Source organism: Pseudomonas abieticivorans (assembly GCF_023509015.1).
Taxonomy (GTDB): domain Bacteria; phylum Pseudomonadota; class Gammaproteobacteria; order Pseudomonadales; family Pseudomonadaceae; genus Aquipseudomonas; species Aquipseudomonas abieticivorans.
The window spans coordinates 2,858,049-2,877,305 of sequence record NZ_CP094975.1 but is presented as its reverse complement, the minus strand read 5'-3'; the positions used below and the strand labels follow the sequence as shown (position 1 = coordinate 2,877,305).

25 protein-coding genes are annotated in these 19,257 nt (G+C 63.5%); 12 read left to right on the top strand and 13 right to left on the bottom strand.

Annotation, left to right across the window (positions count from 1 at the left end; translation table 11 throughout):
* Positions 1 to 22: 22 nt before the first annotated feature.
* The 9 genes from fliJ to fliR all read left to right on the top strand — a co-directional run bounded on the left by fliJ (position 23) and on the right by fliR (position 6,143).
* Positions 23 to 493, top strand: coding sequence for a flagellar export protein FliJ (gene fliJ / locus L9B60_RS13025; protein WP_249679215.1), 471 nt, complete (start codon positions 23 to 25; stop codon positions 491 to 493).
* Positions 494 to 502: 9 nt separating this feature from the next.
* Entirely contained in the window at positions 503 to 1,786 is a 1,284-nt protein-coding gene (locus tag L9B60_RS13020) for a flagellar hook-length control protein FliK (RefSeq protein ID WP_249679214.1), read from the top strand.
* Positions 1,787 to 1,924: 138 nt separating this feature from the next.
* Complete coding sequence (locus L9B60_RS13015; protein ID WP_249679213.1) at positions 1,925 to 2,374, top strand: flagellar basal body-associated FliL family protein; 450 nt, start codon at positions 1,925 to 1,927, stop codon at positions 2,372 to 2,374.
* A 3-nt stretch (positions 2,375 to 2,377) separates the two neighbouring features.
* Positions 2,378 to 3,433 carry a flagellar motor switch protein FliM gene (gene fliM / locus L9B60_RS13010; protein ID WP_249679212.1) on the top strand — a complete coding sequence of 352 codons (1,056 nt, stop codon included), beginning with the start codon at positions 2,378 to 2,380 and terminating at the stop codon, positions 3,431 to 3,433.
* Entirely contained in the window at positions 3,426 to 3,920 is a 495-nt protein-coding gene (gene fliN / locus L9B60_RS13005; protein WP_249679211.1) for a flagellar motor switch protein FliN, read from the top strand. Before fliM ends, fliN begins: the two co-directional genes overlap by 8 nt.
* Entirely contained in the window at positions 3,917 to 4,285 is a 369-nt protein-coding gene (gene fliO / locus L9B60_RS13000; protein WP_249679210.1) for a flagellar biosynthetic protein FliO, read from the top strand. The genes fliN and fliO overlap by 4 nt, the downstream gene beginning before the upstream one ends.
* Complete coding sequence (gene fliP, locus L9B60_RS12995; protein ID WP_249679209.1) at positions 4,282 to 5,055, top strand: flagellar type III secretion system pore protein FliP; 774 nt, start codon at positions 4,282 to 4,284, stop codon at positions 5,053 to 5,055. Before fliO ends, fliP begins: the two co-directional genes overlap by 4 nt.
* Positions 5,056 to 5,077: 22 nt before the next feature.
* Positions 5,078 to 5,347 (top strand): flagellar biosynthesis protein FliQ, encoded by a 270-nt coding sequence (gene fliQ / locus L9B60_RS12990; RefSeq protein ID WP_283780614.1) that lies wholly within the window; start codon positions 5,078 to 5,080, stop codon positions 5,345 to 5,347.
* Between the two features lie 4 nt (positions 5,348 to 5,351).
* Positions 5,352 to 6,143: a flagellar biosynthetic protein FliR gene (gene fliR / locus L9B60_RS12985; protein ID WP_249679207.1), complete on the top strand. Its 792-nt coding sequence runs from the start codon at positions 5,352 to 5,354 to the stop codon at positions 6,141 to 6,143.
* A gap of 7 nt (positions 6,144 to 6,150) precedes the next feature.
* Here fliR and flgL read toward each other — a convergent pair whose 3' ends face one another.
* The 11 genes from flgL to flgB form a co-directional block, all read right to left on the bottom strand.
* Entirely contained in the window at positions 6,151 to 7,353 is a 1,203-nt protein-coding gene (gene flgL, locus L9B60_RS12980; protein WP_249679205.1) for a flagellar hook-associated protein FlgL, read from the bottom strand.
* A gap of 19 nt (positions 7,354 to 7,372) precedes the next feature.
* Positions 7,373 to 8,986 (bottom strand): flagellar hook-associated protein FlgK, encoded by a 1,614-nt coding sequence (flgK, locus tag L9B60_RS12975; protein WP_249679204.1) that lies wholly within the window; start codon positions 8,984 to 8,986, stop codon positions 7,373 to 7,375.
* A gap of 71 nt (positions 8,987 to 9,057) precedes the next feature.
* The gene (gene flgJ, locus L9B60_RS12970; protein ID WP_249679202.1) at positions 9,058 to 9,981 is read right to left on the bottom strand and encodes a flagellar assembly peptidoglycan hydrolase FlgJ; all 924 of its coding nucleotides are present in this window, start codon (positions 9,979 to 9,981) and stop codon (positions 9,058 to 9,060) included.
* On the bottom strand, positions 9,981 to 11,099 hold the full coding sequence (locus tag L9B60_RS12965) for a flagellar basal body P-ring protein FlgI (RefSeq protein WP_249679201.1): 1,119 nt from the start codon (positions 11,097 to 11,099) through the stop codon (positions 9,981 to 9,983). Before L9B60_RS12965 ends, flgJ begins: the two co-directional genes overlap by 1 nt.
* 11 nt (positions 11,100 to 11,110) lie before the next feature.
* Positions 11,111 to 11,773: a flagellar basal body L-ring protein FlgH gene (locus L9B60_RS12960; RefSeq protein ID WP_249679199.1), complete on the bottom strand. Its 663-nt coding sequence runs from the start codon at positions 11,771 to 11,773 to the stop codon at positions 11,111 to 11,113.
* Between the two features lie 8 nt (positions 11,774 to 11,781).
* Complete coding sequence (gene flgG / locus L9B60_RS12955) at positions 11,782 to 12,564, bottom strand: flagellar basal-body rod protein FlgG (RefSeq protein ID WP_249679197.1); 783 nt, start codon at positions 12,562 to 12,564, stop codon at positions 11,782 to 11,784.
* Between the two features lie 26 nt (positions 12,565 to 12,590).
* Positions 12,591 to 13,337 carry a flagellar basal body rod protein FlgF gene (locus tag L9B60_RS12950; protein WP_283780638.1) on the bottom strand — a complete coding sequence of 249 codons (747 nt, stop codon included), beginning with the start codon at positions 13,335 to 13,337 and terminating at the stop codon, positions 12,591 to 12,593.
* Positions 13,338 to 13,349: 12 nt separating this feature from the next.
* Positions 13,350 to 14,516, bottom strand: a complete 1,167-nt coding sequence (gene flgE, locus L9B60_RS12945; protein WP_249679193.1) for a flagellar hook protein FlgE — start codon at positions 14,514 to 14,516, stop codon at positions 13,350 to 13,352.
* A gap of 78 nt (positions 14,517 to 14,594) precedes the next feature.
* Positions 14,595 to 15,275: a flagellar hook assembly protein FlgD gene (locus L9B60_RS12940; protein WP_249679191.1), complete on the bottom strand. Its 681-nt coding sequence runs from the start codon at positions 15,273 to 15,275 to the stop codon at positions 14,595 to 14,597.
* Positions 15,276 to 15,277: 2 nt separating this feature from the next.
* Positions 15,278 to 15,682, bottom strand: a complete 405-nt coding sequence (gene flgC, locus L9B60_RS12935) for a flagellar basal body rod protein FlgC (RefSeq protein ID WP_249679190.1) — start codon at positions 15,680 to 15,682, stop codon at positions 15,278 to 15,280.
* A 14-nt stretch (positions 15,683 to 15,696) separates the two neighbouring features.
* Positions 15,697 to 16,110, bottom strand: coding sequence for a flagellar basal body rod protein FlgB (flgB, locus tag L9B60_RS12930; protein ID WP_249679188.1), 414 nt, complete (start codon positions 16,108 to 16,110; stop codon positions 15,697 to 15,699).
* A 160-nt stretch (positions 16,111 to 16,270) separates the two neighbouring features.
* Here flgB and flgA point away from each other — a divergent pair, with 160 nt between their 5' ends.
* From flgA to L9B60_RS12915, 3 genes are all read left to right on the top strand, one after another.
* Positions 16,271 to 16,984, top strand: coding sequence for a flagellar basal body P-ring formation chaperone FlgA (gene flgA / locus L9B60_RS12925; RefSeq protein WP_249679186.1), 714 nt, complete (start codon positions 16,271 to 16,273; stop codon positions 16,982 to 16,984).
* A gap of 85 nt (positions 16,985 to 17,069) precedes the next feature.
* Positions 17,070 to 17,363, top strand: a complete 294-nt coding sequence (gene flgM, locus L9B60_RS12920; RefSeq protein WP_249679184.1) for a flagellar biosynthesis anti-sigma factor FlgM — start codon at positions 17,070 to 17,072, stop codon at positions 17,361 to 17,363.
* A gap of 22 nt (positions 17,364 to 17,385) precedes the next feature.
* A complete protein-coding gene (locus tag L9B60_RS12915; protein WP_249679182.1) occupies positions 17,386 to 17,832 on the top strand; it encodes a flagella synthesis protein FlgN in 447 nt (148 codons plus the stop codon).
* Here L9B60_RS12915 and L9B60_RS12910 read toward each other — a convergent pair.
* Together L9B60_RS12910 and L9B60_RS12905 are read right to left on the bottom strand one after the other, a co-directional pair.
* On the bottom strand, positions 17,818 to 18,249 hold the full coding sequence (locus tag L9B60_RS12910) for a hypothetical protein (RefSeq protein ID WP_249679180.1): 432 nt from the start codon (positions 18,247 to 18,249) through the stop codon (positions 17,818 to 17,820). The two genes, L9B60_RS12915 and L9B60_RS12910, sit on opposite strands and share 15 nt — an antisense overlap.
* A 147-nt stretch (positions 18,250 to 18,396) precedes the next feature.
* Positions 18,397 to 19,230, bottom strand: a complete 834-nt coding sequence (locus L9B60_RS12905) for a thymidylate synthase (protein WP_249679178.1) — start codon at positions 19,228 to 19,230, stop codon at positions 18,397 to 18,399.
* Positions 19,231 to 19,257: the final 27 nt, after the last annotated feature.

Genomic DNA, 19,257 nt, shown 5'->3' with positions numbered 1-19,257 from the left:
CTTGCGAGGCACCTGACACCCCATGCCCACTTCCTCCCTCGACCTGCTCACGGAACTGGCCCGCAAGGCCCAGGACGCCGCCGCCCGCACCCTGGCCCAACAGCGCCTGGCCCTGCAACAGATCAACAGCCAGTTGCAGACCTTGCAGCAGTACAACCAGGAATACCGCCAGGCCCTGCAGCAAAAGCTGCACAAGGAAGGCATGACCCCGGCCAGCCTGGCCAACTACCGCGCCTTCCTGGCCTCCCTGGACCGCGCGGTGGACCGTGCCAGCCAGAGCCTGATCACCAAGCAGGGCGAGATCGACAAGAGCCAGCTCAACTGGCAGGCGCAATGGCGCAAGACCCACGCCTACCAGACCCTGGCCCAACGCCGCGCCGCTGAGACCCAGCGCCTGGCCAACCGTACCGAGCAGCGCCACAGCGACGAGCTCAGCGCCCGCATGCAGCAACAACCCGGCGCCTTCGCCACCACTTGCGACCCAAGCCTGTAAGGGGCCCCGATGGACATCACCGCACTACTGGGCGCCACGCCGGCCACCCCCGCCCCCGCCCCCGGCCCTGCTGGCAGCGAAACCGAAGGCGCAGCATTTGCCCAGACACTGAACGAAGCCAACGAGCGCCTGGCCAGCGCCGATGTAACGGCCGAACTGCCCGTGATGGCCGAGCCCACGCTGACGACTACCGTAACGCCAACAACCGTCAGCGTCGCAGCCAAGGTCACGGAGCCAGCCGTGCCAGCGCCGACCCTGGCCAGCACCATCGAGACACCAGTGGTCATCGCCGAACCGGTTGCAACACCGCTGCCGACCTTGCCACCGGACATACCGGTACAAACAGGACAGGCCGCCGAACCCCAAGCACCCGAGAGCACCCTGGGCGAGATGCCCCTGGACCTGCCAGCCGTGACCACGGACGCCACAGACCCGGCGCCCGCCGAACACGATGACCCGCTGCAGCACATCCGCCAGCGCATGCACCTGATCGACACCGCCGGCAGCCCCGATGCCTCGGCCAGCGTCGCCGCCCAAACGTACGTGCCACAGGCCGCCCCGGCAACACCGGTCAGCGCCGACGCCACGCCCGAGGCCCTGGCGGTAACTGCACCGCGCTCAACTGCCCTGGTCAAGGTCGACAGCAAGGCCGATACCCAAGCGGACACAGACGACAGCGTCAACACGCCCAGCACCGAGCCAGTCGTCGAAGTGGTCGCGCAAGCCAGCGTGGCCGCGGTGCAGCCCCAGGCCGACGACGCCAACGCCGACAGCGATGCGCCGAGCGAAGACACCCCCGACAACCTGGTGAGTTTTCCCGCCTGGAGCCCCGTCTCATCGGCCACTGCGAGCCCCGTCAGCAGCATGCAAAGCAACCTCACGCTGAACGCCGCGATCGGCACCGACGCCTGGCAAAGCGGCCTCAGCCAACAGGTACTGGGCCTACACCAACGCGGCGAAAAACAGGTCGACCTGCAGTTGCACCCCACCGACCTGGGCCCCTTGTCGATCAGCCTGAAACTGGACAGCACCGGCACCCAGGCCCAGTTCGTCGCCGCCCACGCCAGCGTGCGCGCCGCGGTCGAGCAGGCCATCCCGCAACTGCGCGAGAGCCTGGCCGCGCAAGGCATCAGCCTGGGGCAAACCTCGGTCAGCGACCAGCCATCCCGCCAGCAGGCGCAGAGCCAACCGGGCTGGCGCGATACCCAGGCCAGCGACGAAGACAGCGAAAGCGCCGCCGAGGTGGTGCCTGCCAGCCGGCCGCTGTCGACATTGGTGGATGTGTACACCTGATAACCGCATGCCGCGCCCTCGGCCAATCAAAACCCCAAGATACGGCCCATTGCCGCGCCTTATCGGGCCATGGGCGCCAGGTAGCAATGGTCATACTCGTGGCTTGTCTGATAGCCCCCCAACACGAAGACGCCGGCGATGAGCACGACCCGCAAGACCCCCTGGTTGCTGATGAGCCTGTTCATTCTGCTGATGGCAGCGGGCAGCGCCGCCGGTACCTGGTACTACTTCAACAATGTCGAGCGCAGCGAGGCCGCCAAGGTACCCGAGGCACCGGCCATGGTGAACATTGCACCGCTGACCGTGAACCTGCAGAGCGCCCAGCATGAGCAGCGGCTGTTGTACGCAGGCTTTGCCATTAGCGTGGGCAACAAGGCCACCCAGGACTTCCTGCAGCCCTACGTACCACAACTGCGCAGCGAGCTATTCAAGCTGCTGGGCGAGCAGGACAGCAGCCAGCTGATGACCAGCGAAGGCAAGACGGCCCTGGCGGCCAAGGTACTGACACTGGTACGCAAGCCGCTGACAACACCGCAACCCGAGCTTTCCATACTCGACGTCCTATACACCGACTTCATCGTGCAATAGCCCATGCCCATAGAAGACCTGTTGTCGCAGGAAGAGATCGATACCCTGCTCAAAGGCGTCAGCGGCGACGATGAATCGCCTGCCGCGGCCCGCGAAACACCTCCAGACGTGCATATCCGGCCTTACGACCCGGCCACCCAGCACCGGGTGATCCGCGAGCGCCTGCATGCCCTGGACATCATCAACGAACGCTTTGCCCGGTACTTTCGCATGGGCCTGTTCAACCTGATCCGGCGCAGTGCCGACATCACCGTGGACAGCGTGCGCTACCAGAGCTTCAGCGAGTTCTCGCGCCATGTGCCGGTGCCCACCAACATCAACCTGCTGGCGATGAAACCGCTGCGCGGCACGGTGCTGACCGTGTTCCCGCCCAACCTGGTGTTCATGGTGGTGGACAACCTGTTCGGTGGCGACGGGCGCTTCCTGGCCAAGTCCGAGGGGCGTGAATTCACCCGCACCGAGCAACGCATCATTCGCCGCCTGCTGAGCCTGGCCGTGGATGCCTACCAGGATGCCTGGCGCTCGGTGTACCCGCTGGAAATCGAATACCTGCGCTCGGAAATGCAGGCCAAGTTCGCCAACATCACCAGCTCGCCCAACGAAATCGTGGTCAACACCACCTTCCACCTGGAAGTCGGCAACCTGGCCAGCGACTTCAACATCGTCATCCCCTACCTGATGATCGAGCCCCTGCGCCAACTGCTCAACGGCCCACTGACCGACAGCGACCCGGAGGCCGAACGCCTGTGGAACAAAAAGATGGCCGGCGAAATCACCCAGTCGCACATCGAACTGGTGGCCGATTTTACCGAGATCGACACCAGCATTGGCCAGGTCATGGCACTGAAAGCAGGCGACGTGCTGCCCATCGAATTACCGGAAAGCATTCTGGCCCGGGTCGATGGCGTGCCCGTGATGACGTGCGAATACGGTAGCCAGAACGGCCAATGCGCCCTGCTAGTAAAAGACCTGATCGACCACTCCGCTGCCACTGGCCCGACCGTCGGCAGATTCGTCAAGGGCCCCGTGCCCACTGCCAAGGACCCCGCCCATGACTGACCCAAACACACCCGAGCCGAACAACCCCGAAGAAGCCGCGCTGGCAGACGAATGGGCCAGTGCCCTGTCCGATCAGGCCGACGACGGCGCCCTGGAAGACGACCCATGGGCCAGCGCCCTCGCCGAGCAGGAAGCGGCAGTGGAGGAACAACTCCAGGAAACCCCGCAGCGCCCGGCACCCAAGGTGTTCAAGCCGCTAACCGGGCAGCCGGGCGGCGGCACCCTGCGCGACCTCGACATGATCATGGACATCCCGGTCAAGATGAGCGTCGAACTGGGCCGCACGCGCATCACCATCAAGCAGTTGCTGGAACTGGCCCAAGGCTCAGTAGTGGGCCTGGATGGCCTGGCGGGCGAGCCCATGGACATCCTGATCAACGGCTACCTGATTGCCCAGGGCGAAGTAGTGGTGGTGGATGAAAAATACGGCATCCGCATTACCGAGATCATCACCCCCTCCGAACGCGTGCAGAAGCTCAACCGATGAACAGCCCCGACAGCCTGCTTGGCCTGGCCTTGCTAGGCAAGACGGCATTCGCCTTTGCCCTGGTGGTGGCCAGCATCCTGTTTTGTGGCTGGCTGGCCAAACGTCTCGGCCCGCAGCGGGTGCGGCCCGGCCAGCACCTTCGGTTGGTGAGCAGTACCTCGCTGGGCCAGCGCGAGCGCGTGGTTATCGTGCAGGTACAGGACAAATGGCTGGTGTTAGGCGTTACTGCGCAACAGGTCAGCGCCCTGAGTGAACTGCCGGCACCGGCCCTGCCTGAGCCGGCCCAGCCCTTGCCACCGCGCTTTGCCGATCGCCTGGCCACGGCCCTGAAACAGCGGCTGCAGCACGACCGGGACGCCTCATGAAAACGCGCCTTACGCCCGCCCGCTGGCTCGCCCTGGCACCGCTGCTGATCACCCTGCTGCTGGGCCTGACCGGCACCGCGCACGCCCAGGGCCAAGGCCTGGCTGCTTTCACCAGCGCACCCCTGGCCGACGGCAGCCAACAATGGTCGCTGAGCCTGCAAACCTTAGTGATGCTCAGCTCGATGGCATTCTTGCCAGCCCTGCTGCTGATGATGACCGGCTTCACCCGCATCATCATCGTGCTGGGCCTGCTGCGCACCGCGATCGGTACCACCTCGGCACCACCCAACCAGGTGCTGCTGGGGCTTGCGCTGTTCCTGACGTTCTTCGTGATGTCGCCGGTGCTGAATAAGGCCTACACCACTGCCTGGGTACCCTTCTCGCAAAACCAGATTGGCATGGAGCAGTTGCTCGACACCGGCAGCCAGCCGTTCCGCAGTTTCATGCTGGCGCAGACCCGGCAAACCGACTTGGCGCTGTACGCACGTATCGCCCAGGTCGACGACCTGGAAGGCCCCGAGCAGGTGCCCATGCGCATCCTGATGCCGGCCTTTGTCACCAGCGAATTGAAAACCGCATTCCAGATCGGCTTCAGCATTTTCGTGCCGTTCCTGATCATCGACCTGATCGTCGCGAGCGTGCTGATGGCCCTGGGCATGATGATGGTGCCGCCGGCGACCATCTCCCTGCCGTTCAAGCTGATGCTGTTCGTGCTGGTGGACGGCTGGCAACTGCTGCTGGGCTCCCTGGCCCAAAGCTTCTACCCCTGAACCCCTGCGACGGAGCATTACGATGACGCCGGAAATGGTCATGGATCTGGCCTACAAAGGCATGCGCGTGACGCTGTTCGTGGCCGCCCCGCTGCTGCTGACAACCTTGGCCGTGGGCTTGCTGATCAGCCTGTTCCAGGCCGCCACCCAGATCAACGAATCGACCCTGTCGTTCATCCCCAAGATCATCGGTATCTGCGCGGTACTGGTGATCGCCGGGCCCTTGATGATGGATACCTTGCTGGACTTCACCCGCGACCTGCTCACCCACCTGCCGCGCATGGTCGGCTGAGGCCGTGCTGGCGATCAGTTCGGGCGAGTTGCAGCATTGGCTGGCGATGTTCTTCTGGCCGCTGTGCCGCATCGCGGCGTTTTTGATGAGCGACCCGCTGCTGGGCCATACCAGCATTCCCAACACGGTGAAAATCAGCTTCGCAGTGCTGCTCAGCGTCTTGCTGGCCCCCGTGTTGCCGCCTATGCCGGACGTGGCGGTGGCCTCTTGGGAAAGCCTGGGCATTGTCGTGGAACAGCTGTTGATTGGCGCCAGCTTGGGCATGGTAATGCGCGTGACCCTGGCCGCCGTGGAGATGGCCGGGGAAATCTGCGGCATGCAGATGGGCCTGGCCTTCGCCAGCTTCTACTCGGCCGAAAGCAACACCAATACCATGGTGCTGTCACGCTTGCTGAGCATGACCACTTTGCTGATGTTCCTGGCTTTGGACGGCCACCTGCTGGTATTGCAGTTGCTGGCCAGCACCTTCCAGACCTTGCCCATCGGCAACCTGCGTTTCGACCCCTCGTCCTGGCAGATGGTCGCTCGCTACGGCAGTCACATATTCCTCACCGGCCTGTTGCTAGCGCTGCCCATGGTCGCCGCGCTGCTGATGATCAACCTGGCCATGGGCATCCTTAACCGCGCCGCGCCCCAACTCACGGTATTCGCCGTGGGCTTCCCGGTCACCCTGAGCACTGGCCTGGTGCTGCTGATGGCGCTGACCGGGCACCTGGGCCACTTTATCGGCCTGCTGCTCAACGAGTCGCTGCACTTCATGCAAATGCTGGTCGAGCACATGATCGCGCCGACCTGAGCCGCCGTCAGATGTAGTCGAACAGGCTCATGTCCTGAACGCTGGCGAAGGTTTGCTGGGCCGCCTGCAGTGCCACTTGCAGCGAGGTGTAGGTGGATACCGACTCGGTGTAGTCGGCGTCGGTCAGGTCCGACAGCCGCGTGGCGTACGTCAGCGCCATGGAGTCGCCCACCGTGTCCAGCACATCCAACTCGTTCATGCGCGTGCCCACCGAAGTGCGCACGGTCAGAACGTTGTCCAAGGCGTTATCCAGTTCGCGGCTGCTGGTGGACAGGGTGTTGGCCAAGGCGGCGGCAGCCGTGTCGTCGTCCGAGGTGGGCGTGTTGAGCGCCGCGATGACGTTGGCCAGGGTGGTGAACAGGTTGGGCTCGGCGTCGGCGGCGGCACTCACGCTGATGCTGTCACCGTCTGCCGGCGCGCCTTCCAGGGTCAGCGACAGGCCGTTGATTTCCAGGGTATCGCCCGACTCGTAGGCAACTGCATCGCCGCCATCGATGCTGTAGGTGGCCACGCCATCGTCGTCCACGGCAAAGGTCAGGGTGAACCCGGTGCCATAGTTGGCGTCGCTGGTGTCGGTGATGTCCGGGCCATCGAAGGTCACGGTGCCGGTGTTGTCGCTGGCGGCCGTGGCCAGGAAGCCGGCCGAACTGCCCACGCTCATGAACACCGTGGCGCCGTTGTCGCCCGTGGCCATGCTAGTGGTTGCGCTGACCTGCTGGCTCACCACGTTGTCATCACCCTGGTAGACGACGTTGCCGTCGGCGTCCTCGGTGAAGGCCTGGCTCTGGGTCTGGTAACCGGAAAAGATGTAATTGCCGCTGCTGTCGGTGGTGTTGCTCAGCGACACCAGGGTGTCGTAGATCCCTTGCAGCGAAGTGGCGATGGATGCCCGGTCTTCATCGCTGAGGGTGCCGTCGCCCGCCTGGATCAGCAGGGTCTTGGCACTGACGATGGCGTCACTGATGCTGTCCAGGGTGGTTTCTTCGGTGGCCAGCGAACTGCTGACCGTGCTGCGGGTGTCGGCGTATTGATCGTTGAGCGCCGAGGCCTGCTGCACTGCCACGGCCTGGGACGCTGCCGAGGAGTCGTCCGAGGGGTTAACCACCCGCTTGCCACTGGACACCACGTTGCTGGCGTCCAGGTAGGCGCTCTCCTGGGTGAGCATGTTGTTCAGGCCAGTGGTGTACACCGTCGAGGTACTGATGCGCATGCTGCTATCTCCTTGCCGGTCAGGCGTCGAGGCCAAGTATGGTGTCGAGCACCGTGGAGCCCACTTCGACGATTTTCGCGCAGGCCTGGTAATAGGCCTGGTAGCGCACCAGGTCCGCGGCCTCTTCATCCAGGTTCACGCCCGACGAGGACGACTGCAGGGTGGTCAATTGTTCGGTGACGCTGGTCTGGGAGTCCAGTTGGGTACTGATCGAGCTGGTGGTGCTGCCGATGTCGTTGACCAGCGAGGCATAGGCTTCGCTCAAGGTCGACGAACCACCGACAAGGTCCTGGTTCTGCAGGTCGAGCATCAGCAGCGCGACACTGTTGTCGCTTTCGCCGCTGGTGGTACCGGCGGCGATCAACGAGGGGTCATCGATGACCGTGGTCAAGCTGCTGGCCGCGTTGCTCAATGGCTTGATCAGGAAGCTGTCGCCGTCGGCGGCGGTTCCGCTGATGCTCACGCTCAGGCCGCCGAAAGTCAGGGTACCCGCCGTGGCGTCGTAAGTGGCGTCCACGGCCTCGCCCGTGGAGGCGTCGGTCACGCTGTAGCCATCGCTGTCCGAGTAGCTGACGGTGTAGTTGCTGGTGGTCAGGTCGCTGATGTCATCGGAAAAGGTCGCGCTCAGGCTGGCACTGCCGGTGTTATCGGCATCGCTGTAGATCACCGGGTCCGCCACGGAGAAGAATGCCGTGCCGGTATCGCCGTTGAGGTCCACGCCGCTTTCCTGCAAGGCGTTGAACGATACGGCGAGGGCCACGGCCATTTGCCCCAGGGCATTTTGCGCGGTGCTCAGAGTGTCGTTCTGGAAGCTCAGCAGGCCGCCCAGGGTGCCGCCGGTAATGGTCAAGTCCGCCAGCGAGGTGACATTGCCCGCCGCGTCCACGTAGCTGACGGTGGTCTGCTCGGGGTCGCTGGACGACGCCGTGGCCACCAGCTCCGAGCTCTTGGAGCCGGACACCAGCGACAGGCCGTTGCTCAGGCTGACGCTGTAGCTGCCGTTGTCTTCTTCGGTGACGTCGACATCGACCAGGGCACTGAGCGAGGTAACCAGGGCGTCACGTTGGTCAAGCAAGGTATTGGCGGCGCTGTCGCTGACGCTGCCCAAGTTGCTGATTTGTTTGTTCAGGCTGGCAATCTGGCTGGTCAGGTCGTTGACCTGGTCCACCGAGTCACCGATCTGGTCCGAAACGCTGCTTTGCATATCGTCCAGGTAGCTGCCCAGCAGGTTGAACTGCGAGGTCAGGGTTTCGGCCGAGCCGATCACTTCTTCGCGGGTGGCGGAGTCGCCGGCGTCGGAGGTCAGGGTTTGCAGCGACGAGAAAAAGTCCTGCATCAGGGTGTCCAGGTCCGAGGTGCTGTCACTGAGCAGGTCATCGATCTGCGACACTTCGGTGGAATACGTGCTCAAGGCACTTTCGGTGCTGGTGGAAGCATTGAGCTGGGTTGCGATAAACTGATCGAAGGTACGATCAACGGTCGTCACCTCTACCCCGCCGGAGGTACTCGCGGCCAGCTTCGCGGTCTCCAGGTTATAGCCATCGGTGTACACGTTGGTGATGTTGTTGCTGCTGGTGGTCAGCGCGACTTGTGCGGCATTCAGGCCGCTGACACCGATCGATATAATGCTCATAAATAATTCCTGCACGACGTGCCACGTGTTATCGGCCGATTAGCGAAAAACTTTAAAAATCGGCGTGGTTTTCAGCGATTTTCTTGCAGGCGCGCGGTCTGGATTTCGTCGCGCAGCGGTCCGATGGTGGCCATTACCGAGATTAATTTGTCGGCGTAGTGCGGATCGGTGGCGTAGCCGCCCTGCTGCAGCGCGCGGGCGGCCTGCAAAGGGTTGGGCGCGGCGAGCACGCCGGCATAGTTGTCGTTGTTGCCGATCAACCGGGCGTAGTCGGCAAAGGCGGCGTCGTAGCTGGGGTAGGCGCGAAAGCTTTCCCTTTGTTTATGTGCCTGACCCTGGTCGTACTCGGTGGTCAGCACCTCGGTGGTCGCACCGCGCCACTGGCCACCGGCCTTGATGCCGAACAGGTTGTGGCTGTCCGCACCGCTGGCGGTGGTGATCTGCCGGCGTCCCCAGTCAGTTTCCAATGCCGCCTGGGCCAAAATCAGTTCGGCGGGGATGCCGCTGTTTTGCGCCACCCGCTGCGCCGGGCCGCGCATGCGTGCGACAAAGTCGTCGACATGGGCGGCACGCTCCACGGCTTCGCCGGGCATTTCCCGGCGCTTCCAGGCCTGGTAAGCCTGGCGGGTATTGATCGTCAGGCCGCCGAAAGGCGAATCCTTCGGCGCTTGCGGGGCGGCCTCGGCAATCGCGGCCTTGTTGGCGCCCAAGGCACCGCTCAACTGGTCGGCCAAGCCCATGCCCCGGCCCGCCAGGCTCTGGGCCCACTGCTGGTCGAGCATTTCGGTGTACAGGCTGGTTTGCGAGTCCTGGTCCATGCTCGACTTGGGGATGGCCGCACGCATGCTCTTGAGCATCATCTGCAAGAACAGCGCCTCGAACTGCTTGGATGCCTCCTTGATACCGGCGGCCGAGTCCTTGTGTGCGCTGCGCTTGAGGGCGTCCAGGCCTTGCACATCCAGGGCGAAGCCGTCGGTGCTGCTCGCCAGGCTCATCAGATGATCTCCAGGTCGGCATGCAATGCGCCCGCTGCCTTGAGTGCCTGCAAAATCACCATCAGGTCCGAAGGCGTGGCGCCCAGGGCATTGAGGCCCTTGACCACGTCCATCAGGTTGGCGCTGCCCTCCACCAGGTGCAACGCACCACCTTGCTCCTGCACCGAGATACTGCTGTTGGCGGTGCTCGCCGTCTGGCCCTGGCTGAACGCACCCGGCTGGCTGACCTGGTTGGTGGTGTCGATGATCACCGAGAGGTTACCGTGGGCAACCGCCGCGCGGCCCAGTTTGACCTGGCTGTTGAGCACTACGGAGCCGGTGCGCGAATCGATGATGACCTTGGGCCGTGAATCTGCCGGCAGCACCGAAATGGCTTCGACACGGGCAATGAAGTTCACCCTTTCGTTGGGCGATATCGGCCCTTGCAAGGCGATGGTGCCGCCGTTGAGGGCCGAGGCCACGGTGCGCCGGAAGTCCGTGTTGATGGCGTAGACCACCCGCTGCGCCGTGGCGAAGTCGGCGTCGTTGAGGTACAGGTTGAGGCTGCCGTCGTTGCCGCCCAGGCGCAACTGCACTTCGCGCTCGACCACCGCGCCACGGGGGATGCGGCCGCCGGCCAGCTGGTTGACGGTCACGCTGCTGCCATTGGCCGAGCCACCTGCACCACCTACCAGCAGGTTGCCCTGAGCCATGGCGTAGATATCGCCATCGGCGCCCTTGAGTGGCGTCATCAACAAGGTACCGCCGCGCAAGCTGCGGGCATTGCCGAACGAGGACACCACCACGTCGATTTGCTGCCCCGGCCGCGCGAAGGCCGGCAGGTCGGCGGTGACCATCACCGCAGCAATGTTGCGCATCTGCATGTTGGCGTTGGCCGGCAGGGTCAGGCCCAGTTGCGAAAGCATGTTGCTCAGGCTTTGCTCGGTAAACGGACTCTGCGTGGTCTGGTCGCCACTGCCATCCAGGCCCACCACCAGGCCGTAGCCGACCAGGCTATTGGGGCGCACGCCGGCAAACTCGGCGATGTCGCGGATCTGTTCGGCCTGCGCCGTGGCAACCAGCCCGAGCAGCGCCAGCAACGTGCCCGCAAGCCCGGGCAAAAAATTTAGTTTAGCCATGGCACCCGGCCTCAGAATGGAGAAACGTTGAGGAACAAGCGATGCAGCCAGCCCATGCGCTGCGCTTCGTTGATGTAGCCGTCGCCGACGTACTCGATGCGCGCTTCGGAGACCTGAGTCGAAGACACGGTGTTATCGCCGGTGATGGTGCGCGGGTTGATCAAGCCGGAAAAACGGATGTATTCGGTGCCCTGGTTGATCGCGATCTGCTTCTCGCCCCGCACCCGCAGGTTGCCGTTGGGCATGATTTGCATCACCGCCACGGCGATGGTGCCGGTAAAGGAATTGGTGGCTTTGGAGCCGCCACTGCCGGTGAAGTCATTGTCCACCGAGGCATCCAGGCCGTAGCTGCCCTCTTGCGACGCGCGGCTGGACGTGGCTTTCATGCTGATGCCGGTCGAGCCGCTGCGCCCGGCATTGGACGCCGAGTTCTTGCTGGCGCTGACTTGCTCGTTCAACGTAATGGTCAAGGTGTCGCCCACCATGCGTGGGCGCCGGTCTTCGAACAGCGGTTGTAAACGGCTGAGCTGGTAAATCGAGCCGTCCATGTCGCGCGGCGGCAGGGGCGGCACCACCATGTTTTCATCCTTGACCACCGGCGTGCGCGGCAGCACCTCGCACCCCCCCAGCAGCACCACGGCCAGGCACACGCACAGCTTGAATGAGTCGGGCATCAGGCGGCTCATAGTTGCGTCAGGCGCTGCAGCATCTGGTCCGACGCGTCCACCGCCTTGCTATTGATCTCATAGGCGCGCTGGGTCTGGATCATGCTGACCATCTCCTCCACCACGTTGACGTTAGAGGTTTCCACGTAGCCCTGGGACAGCGTGCCGCCGCCGTTGAGGCCCGGCGTGGTTTCGGTGGGCGTACCCGAGGCATCGGTTTCCAGGTACAGGTTCTGGCCGATGCTCTGCAGGCCGGCCGGATTGATGAAAAGTGCCAGGTTCAACTGGCCGACTTGGGTGGAGGTAGCCGAGCCCGACTGCACCACCGAGACGATACCGTCGGAGCTGACCGACACCGAAGTGGCGGTACTGGGGATGGTGATGCCGCCGGTCAGGGTGTAGCCGTTGGACGTGACCATCTGGCCGTTGGCGTCCAGCTGAAAGCTGCCGTCGCGGGTGTAGGCGGTGCTGCCGTCGGGCATGTCCACTTCGAAAAAGCCGGTGCCGTTGATGGCCAGGTCTTCAGAGCTGTCGGTCTGCTCCAGGTTGCCCTGGGTGTGCAGGCGTTCGGTCGCCACCTGGCGCACCCCCGTGCCCACCTGCAGGCCCGAAGGCAGCTTGGTCTGGGTGGTGCTCTGGGCTCCGGGCTGGCGCATGTTCTGGTACACCAGGTCTTCGAATACCGCGCGCGAGCGCTTGAAGCCATTGGTACTGACGTTGGCCAGGTTGTTGGCAATCACGTCCATCTGCGACTGTTGGGCTTCCAGTCCGGTCTTTGCGGTCCACAGCGATCGGATCATCGATCATTCCTCATTCATTCCGGGTGTCAGCCCTGCAGGCTCAGCAGGCTGTTGGCGCTCTTGGCGTTTTCGTCGGCGGTGCTGATAACCTTCATCTGCATTTCGTAGCGCCGGGCGTTGTCGATCATCGCCACCATGGCGTTGGTCGGGCTGATGTTGCTGCCCTCCAGGTTGCCGGGGGTCAGGCGCATGGTTTCGTCGGCAGGCAGCGGCTGCGTCGTGCCGTCGGCAGCTGGTGGCGTGCGAAACAAACCATCGGCGCCAGCCACCACGGTGCCCGGCAGGGCCGAGACCAGCTTCAGCCGCCCGACCTGGGCCAGGCCCTTGGGGTCTTGGCCTTGCTCGCGCGCGGTCAGGGTGCCGTCGTTGCCGATGCTCACTTCACTGCCCAGCGGCACACTGATGGGGCCGCCTTCACCGATTACCGGCCGGCCACCCACGGTAAGCGCGCCGCCACCGTCCACCTGCAAATCGCCACGGCGGGTGTAAGCCTCGCTGCCATCGGCGGTCTGCACGGCGAGCATGCCGTTGTCGCCCAAGGCAACATCCAACGAACGGTCGGTGCGGGTCACCGGCCCCTGGGTCCAATCCACACCTGCACCGGTGGCCGCCACCGAAACCCGCGTTGGCAAGCCTTCGCCGGGCACCGGCACGGCCTGCATTTGCGCCAGTTGCGAACGAAAACCCGGAGTCACCAGGTTGGCCAGGTTGTTGGCCACCACCGCCTGTTGGTCCAGGGATTGGTTGGCCCCGCTCATGGCGGTAAAAAGCATGCGATCCACGAATTAATTCCCCAGGTTCACCGCTTCCTGAAGCACGTCACTCTGGGTCGACACCGCCTGGGCATTGGCCTGGAAGTTGCGCTGGGCAATGATCAGGTTCACCAGTTCGGTGGTCAGGTCGACGTTGGAGTCTTCGGTCACGCCGCTGGCGATGGTGCCCAGCTGGCCGGTACCGGGAGTGCCCAGCAAGGCCACGCCGGATTCGGAGGTGGCGACCCAGCTGTTGTCGCCCACGGCCTTGAGGCCCTGTTCGTTGTTGAAGGTGGCCAGCACGATCTGGTCGACAATCTGGGTCTCGTCATTGGAGTAGCTGGCGACCACGTTGCCGCTGTCGTCGATGGTGAAACCGGTCAGGCTGCCCGAGGTGTAGCCGTCCTGGGAGCTGCTCGACAGTTCGAAGTCGTTACCGAACTGAGTGGTGCCGGTCAGGTCCAGGTCGATGCTCATGTCGGCCGCACCGTTATCCGGATCGTAGGTGTAGGTGGCCGTGCCACCGCTGGTCAAAAGGCCGCTGCTATCGAACGCCACGCTCTGGGTCTGGGCGGTGCCGTCGTCGTTGGTCAGCAGGTTGCCATCCACCGCGGTGTAGACGTCCCAGGTGTTTTCATCGCTCTTGGCGAAGTACAGCGTCATGGTGTGGCTGTTGCCCAGCGAGTCATACACGGTGGCGCTGGTGGAGTAGTCGTAGGTGGTGGAGTCGGTCTGGTCGAAATCGGCGGTGATCACGTCGGAACTGGAGTCCAGGTTCAGCGTGGCGTCGAGCTCAGTGGTGGCGCTGGCCGGCATGCCGGCGGAAGAAATCTGGATCACTCCGTTGACGCCCACCAGGTTCGCGCCCGAGGCATTCTGCAGGTAGCCGTCGGCACTCAGGGTCAACTGGCCGTTACGCGAATAGGTGGTGGTGGTGCCGTCGTTGAACACGAAGAAACCGTCGCCGCTGACAGCCAGGTCCAGGGTGTTATCGGTGGTGGTCAGGCTACCGGACTCGAAGCTCTGCACCACGCCTGCGACGCTGGTCCCCAGGCCCACTTCGGCGTCGGCGTAGACGTCGGCGAACTGCGTGGACGAGCTCTTGAAACCCACGGTTTCGGAGTTGGAGATGTTGTTGCTGATGACGCTGAGGTCAGTGGAAGCCGCAGCCAGACCACTGAGAGATTGCGAGAAACCCATGTTTCGCTCCTTGAAGCCGATTAAGACCTGGCGGCACTGGCGCCGCGACAGTCACGAGGTGTTGTGGGCGCCGGGTTGCTACAGCAACAGGCGGATGTCGCTGAGGCTGACGGTGTCGCTGTTGTCACCCAGCTGCAGTTCCACGTCGCTGCTGTCGTCGGTGCTCACGCCGGAAACCGTGGCGTAGTTCAGCGCGGTCGCGGTCACGGCAGTGCCGTCCAGGCTGGCAGTGATGCTCACGGTGTAATCGCCATCGGCGGCCGTGGTGCCATCGTCTTCCAGACCATCCCAGCTCAGGGAGTGGATGCCTTCGTCCAGGTCGCCCACATCGATGGTGCGCACCACGTTGCCGCTGCTGTCGGTGATCACCGCGGTCACGGTGTCGGCGTCGCCACCCAGGTTCACGCCATAGGTCGTGGCCTCGCCGCTCTCGACTTGGATCGCCGAGCCGTCCACCAATATGCCCTTGCCGACCAGGGCCGAAGCTTGCAAGGCCTGGCTGGTATCGATCTGCCCGGAGATGCTGGTGAGCGTGTCGTCCAGCGACGAGATGCCGCTGACCATGTTGATCTGTGCCAGCTGGGTGACCATCTCGGTGTTGTCCATGGGCTCGGACGGGTCCTGGTTCTGCAGCTCGGTCACCAGTAGGGTGAGGAACTGGCTTTGCAGGTCGTCGGCCGTGGTGGTGGTGGTCGAGGTGGTACTCGAGGTGCCGTTGATGGTCGACAGCAACGAGCTGCTGATGGTGTTGGTGGTCATTGTCAGGACTCTCCGAGGGTCAATGTCTTGAGCATCAGTTGCTTGCTCGTGCTCATCACCTCGACGTTGGCCTGGTAGGAGCGCGAAGCGGAAATCATGTTCACCATCTCGCCCACCGGCTCTACGTTGGGCATGCTCACGTAGCCGTTGGCATCGGCCATCGGGTCGCCGGGGCGGTATTCCTGGCGCAGTGGCGAGGTGTCTTCCACCACTTGGGCGACCCTCACGCCGCCAGTGCCCAGCCCTTGTGCCTGAGCCTCGAACACCACCTGGCGAGCGCGGTACGGCAGGCCATCGGGGCCGCTGACGCTGTCGGCGTTGGCCAGGTTGCTGGCAGTCACGTTCATACGCTGCGACTGCGCGCTGAGCGCGGAGCCGGCGATATCGAAAATGTTGAACATCGACATGGGAAGTACCTGCTCTATTCGGACTGCATGGCTGTTTTCAGCTCTTGCAGGCGGCTGTTCAGAAAGGTGAGGCTGGCCTCGTAGCGCACGGCGTTGTCGCTGAATTGGGCGCGCTCGCGATCCATGTCCACGGTGTTGCCGTCCAGGCTCGGCTGGTCGGGCACCCGGTACAGCAACTCGTGCAGCGAGGTGCCGTTCAGTGAGGCCGCCATGTGCCGCTCGGAGGTGGTCGCCAGGCTCATCCCTGATGCCCTGCCGGGCCCTTGCTTGAGGGCGCTGGCCAGCTCCGTGGAGAAGTCGAAGTCACGCGCGCGGTAGGCGGGCGTGTCGGCGTTAGCGATGTTGTTGGCCAATACCTGCTGGCGTTCGGCACGCAGGCTCAGCGCGTTCTGCTGAAAGCTCAGCTCGGTGTCGAGCTTGTCGATCATGCTGGCGGCCTCTGGCATTGGGAAAAGGAAGGCGCGCAGATTAGTCGCTCGCTTGCCGAGCCAAAGGCTGAAACAGGCAGACATTTTGCGACCACTTCCGACCTTGCATCGCGGCGCCGCGCTCTAGAATCACCTGCACGAACCCGAGACGAAATCGCCGATGATCAGATGCTCAGCCCTCGTACCACTGCGCGGCCCAAGGCTTGCCGCGGTGTGCGTTTACCTATGCGCGACCCTGTCGCTTTCGCTTGGCGGCGAGGCCCGTGCCGATGCCGGGCTCACCGAAACCCGGGTGCGTGAGCTATTGCTCAAGGGGCTGCCCGCCAATAGCCACCACCCCAAAATCGAGTTGCACAACGCCGAGGATCGCTGCACTGACCCAAGGCCCTACCTGCAACATCCCGAGCAACGCGGCTTTGGCAAAGTCATGGTGGGGGTGCGCTGCGCCGGGCAAAGTGTGCCGGCCTACTACGTGCAGGCGCAGGTGGCGGTGATGGGTAGCTACGTGGTCAGCCCCCGTCGCATTGCCCCGGGGCAAGCGATCGACGCCGACATGCTGATGATGCGCAGCGGCCCGCTGGACAAGCTGCCCGCCAATGCCGCGTTGAACCCCAAGGACCTGATTGGTTTACGCGCCACGCGGGCATTCAGCCCGTCCAGCCCGTTGCTGTCGACGGCCTTTCGAAAGGCCTGGCTGGTAGAGCAAAACCATCAGGTTACAGTTCAGGTTCAGGGGCTGGGCTTTATGCTCAGCCGTGCCGGCAAGGCACTGGACAACGGCTACCTGGGCGACGAAGTGCGGGTGGCCAGCGGCCGCGGCAAGGTACTGCAGGCCAAGGTGACCGGGCCCGATCGGTTGCTGGTGCGTGATTGAGCGCATCGCAGTTTTGGAAACCCGGCATTCAAGTTCATTTCCTCGGTGCCGATAGTGCGCAGAGGGCCACTATGAAAATTCTATCGTGAAAATAATCAGCACTCCGCTCAGCAATACACTGCCCAACACCGACCTGACCGCCAACGCACGCCTGCAACGCAGCGAGGCCAGCGAAACGGAAGCGGCAGCCACCACCACCACCAGTGACCTGGAGGAAGGCCTGTCCTTCTCGCCAGCCGCTGCCAGCGATATCGACATGGACCGGGTGAACGAGATTCGCCAGGCACTCAGCGAAGGCACGCTGCAAATCAGCTCCGCGCGCATCAGCGAGGGGCTGGCCAGCAGCGTCCTGGAACTGAGCGGCGAAACCACAGCGTGAGTCACCAACAAGGGTTGCTGCCATGAGCCTCGCCAAACACCTAGGCCTTCAGTACCTGGCCACCCGGCGTCTGGTCGAGGCGCTTGAACAAGAGCGCCTGGCCTTGACCACGGCGCGCATCGACGGCCAGCAACTGGGTGACCTGACGGCGACCAAGCAGGCGCTGTTGCAAAACCTCGAAGAGCTCGAAAGCACCCGCCGCCGCGCCCAGCGCACCCGGGGCTATGCCCCGGGCGCGAAAGGTGCGGCCCAGGCTGCGAAAGACGAAGGCTGCCTGTCTGGCTGGCTCAAGCTTCAGGAGTTGGCCAGTCGCGCCCGTCAGCTCAACCAGATCAATGGCGAAACCCTGCGGGTTCGCCTGCAGCAGAACCAGCGCATTCTCAATTGCCTGACCGAGTTGGGCGGCGGTGCGCTGTACGGCCCAGACGGGCGGCCCCACGTGCGCGCCAGCCTTTCAGGCCTGGCGTAGCACCGGCAGGCCGAGCACGCGGGCGAACAGGTCCATCATGGGCAGGCGCCCCAATGGCTTTTGCAGGATACCTAACAAGGGTCGAGGCGAACGCTGTGCCTGCCGCGCCAGCAAGGGCGGCGGCGGTACGTCACCATCAGACAGCAGCACCAGGTGCTCGACTTTGTGGGTCGCATACACCAGGTCCGCCAGTTGCAAATTACTCATGTCAAAGGTACCTACGCTGCAGATCGCCAGGTCGAACCGGCCAGGCGCATGGGCCAGTACGCGGGCCAACTCTTCGCGGCTCATCACCGGGGTCAGGTAATGGCAGCCCAAGTCATAAAGCAGGCTTTGGGTGTCGTACAGTTGGAAGGCATGGCTTTCTATCAGGAGAATCCGCAGCTTCCTGCTCTCTAACAACTCACGATTGATCAATGACGACCCCAGGTTCCCAAAGGCATGGCTGAAATCGAGAATAACGGAGCAGGCTTGGCGGGTAGCGGCAGAATAGCCGGGTAGATTGGGCTTAGATCGGTGAATCGACAGGGGCTTGCAAGGCGCAAACCCTCTGTGCGGTAAACATCAGATGGCGACAGGCGCCTTGATGCTCGGATGGGCGTCATAATCCACGATCTGAAAGTCCTCGAACTTATAGTCGTAGATCGACGCCGGCTTGCGCAGGATCTCCAGGGTCGGCAGCTTGCGCGGTTCGCGGCTCAGTTGTTCCTGGATCTGCGCCATATGGTTGGCGTAGGCGTGGGTGTCGCCCGTGGTGACGATGATCTCGTGGGGGATCAGGTCGCACTGCTGGGCCAGCATGTGGGTCAGCAAGGCCAGGGCCGCGGTGTTGTAGGGCAGGCCCAGGAACACGTCGGAGCTGCGGATGTACAACTGCATCGACAAGTGACCGTCATGCACGAACGCCTGGTACAGCAGGTGGCAAGGCGGCAAGGCCTGCAGGCCATTGCGGGCGTTTTCCTGCGGGCTCTTGGTCTCGTCGGGCAGGTATTCCACGTTCCAACCGTGGAACAGGATACGCCGGCTGTTGGGGTTGGTCTTCAACGTCTCGACCATGTAGTCGATCTGGTTGATGGTGCGGCCATCCTTGGTCGGCCAGGCGGTCCACTGCTCGCCGTACACCGGGCCCAGGTCACCGGTCTCGGTGGCCCATTCGTCCCAGATGCTGACGCCGTTTTCATTCAGCCATTTGACGTTGGTGTTGCCACTGAGCATCCAGATCAGCTCGTTGGCGATGCTCTTGAAGTGCAGCTTCTTGGTGGTCAGCAGCGGGAAGCCGTCGGCCAGGTTGTGGCGGAACTGGCGGGCAAACACTGCCTTGGTGCCGGTACCGGTGCGATCACCCTTGGTCATGCCATTGGTGATCACGTCGGTCAGCAGGTCGAGGTACGCTTTCATTGAGGCCTCTGCTCGGTCGCGGCAGGC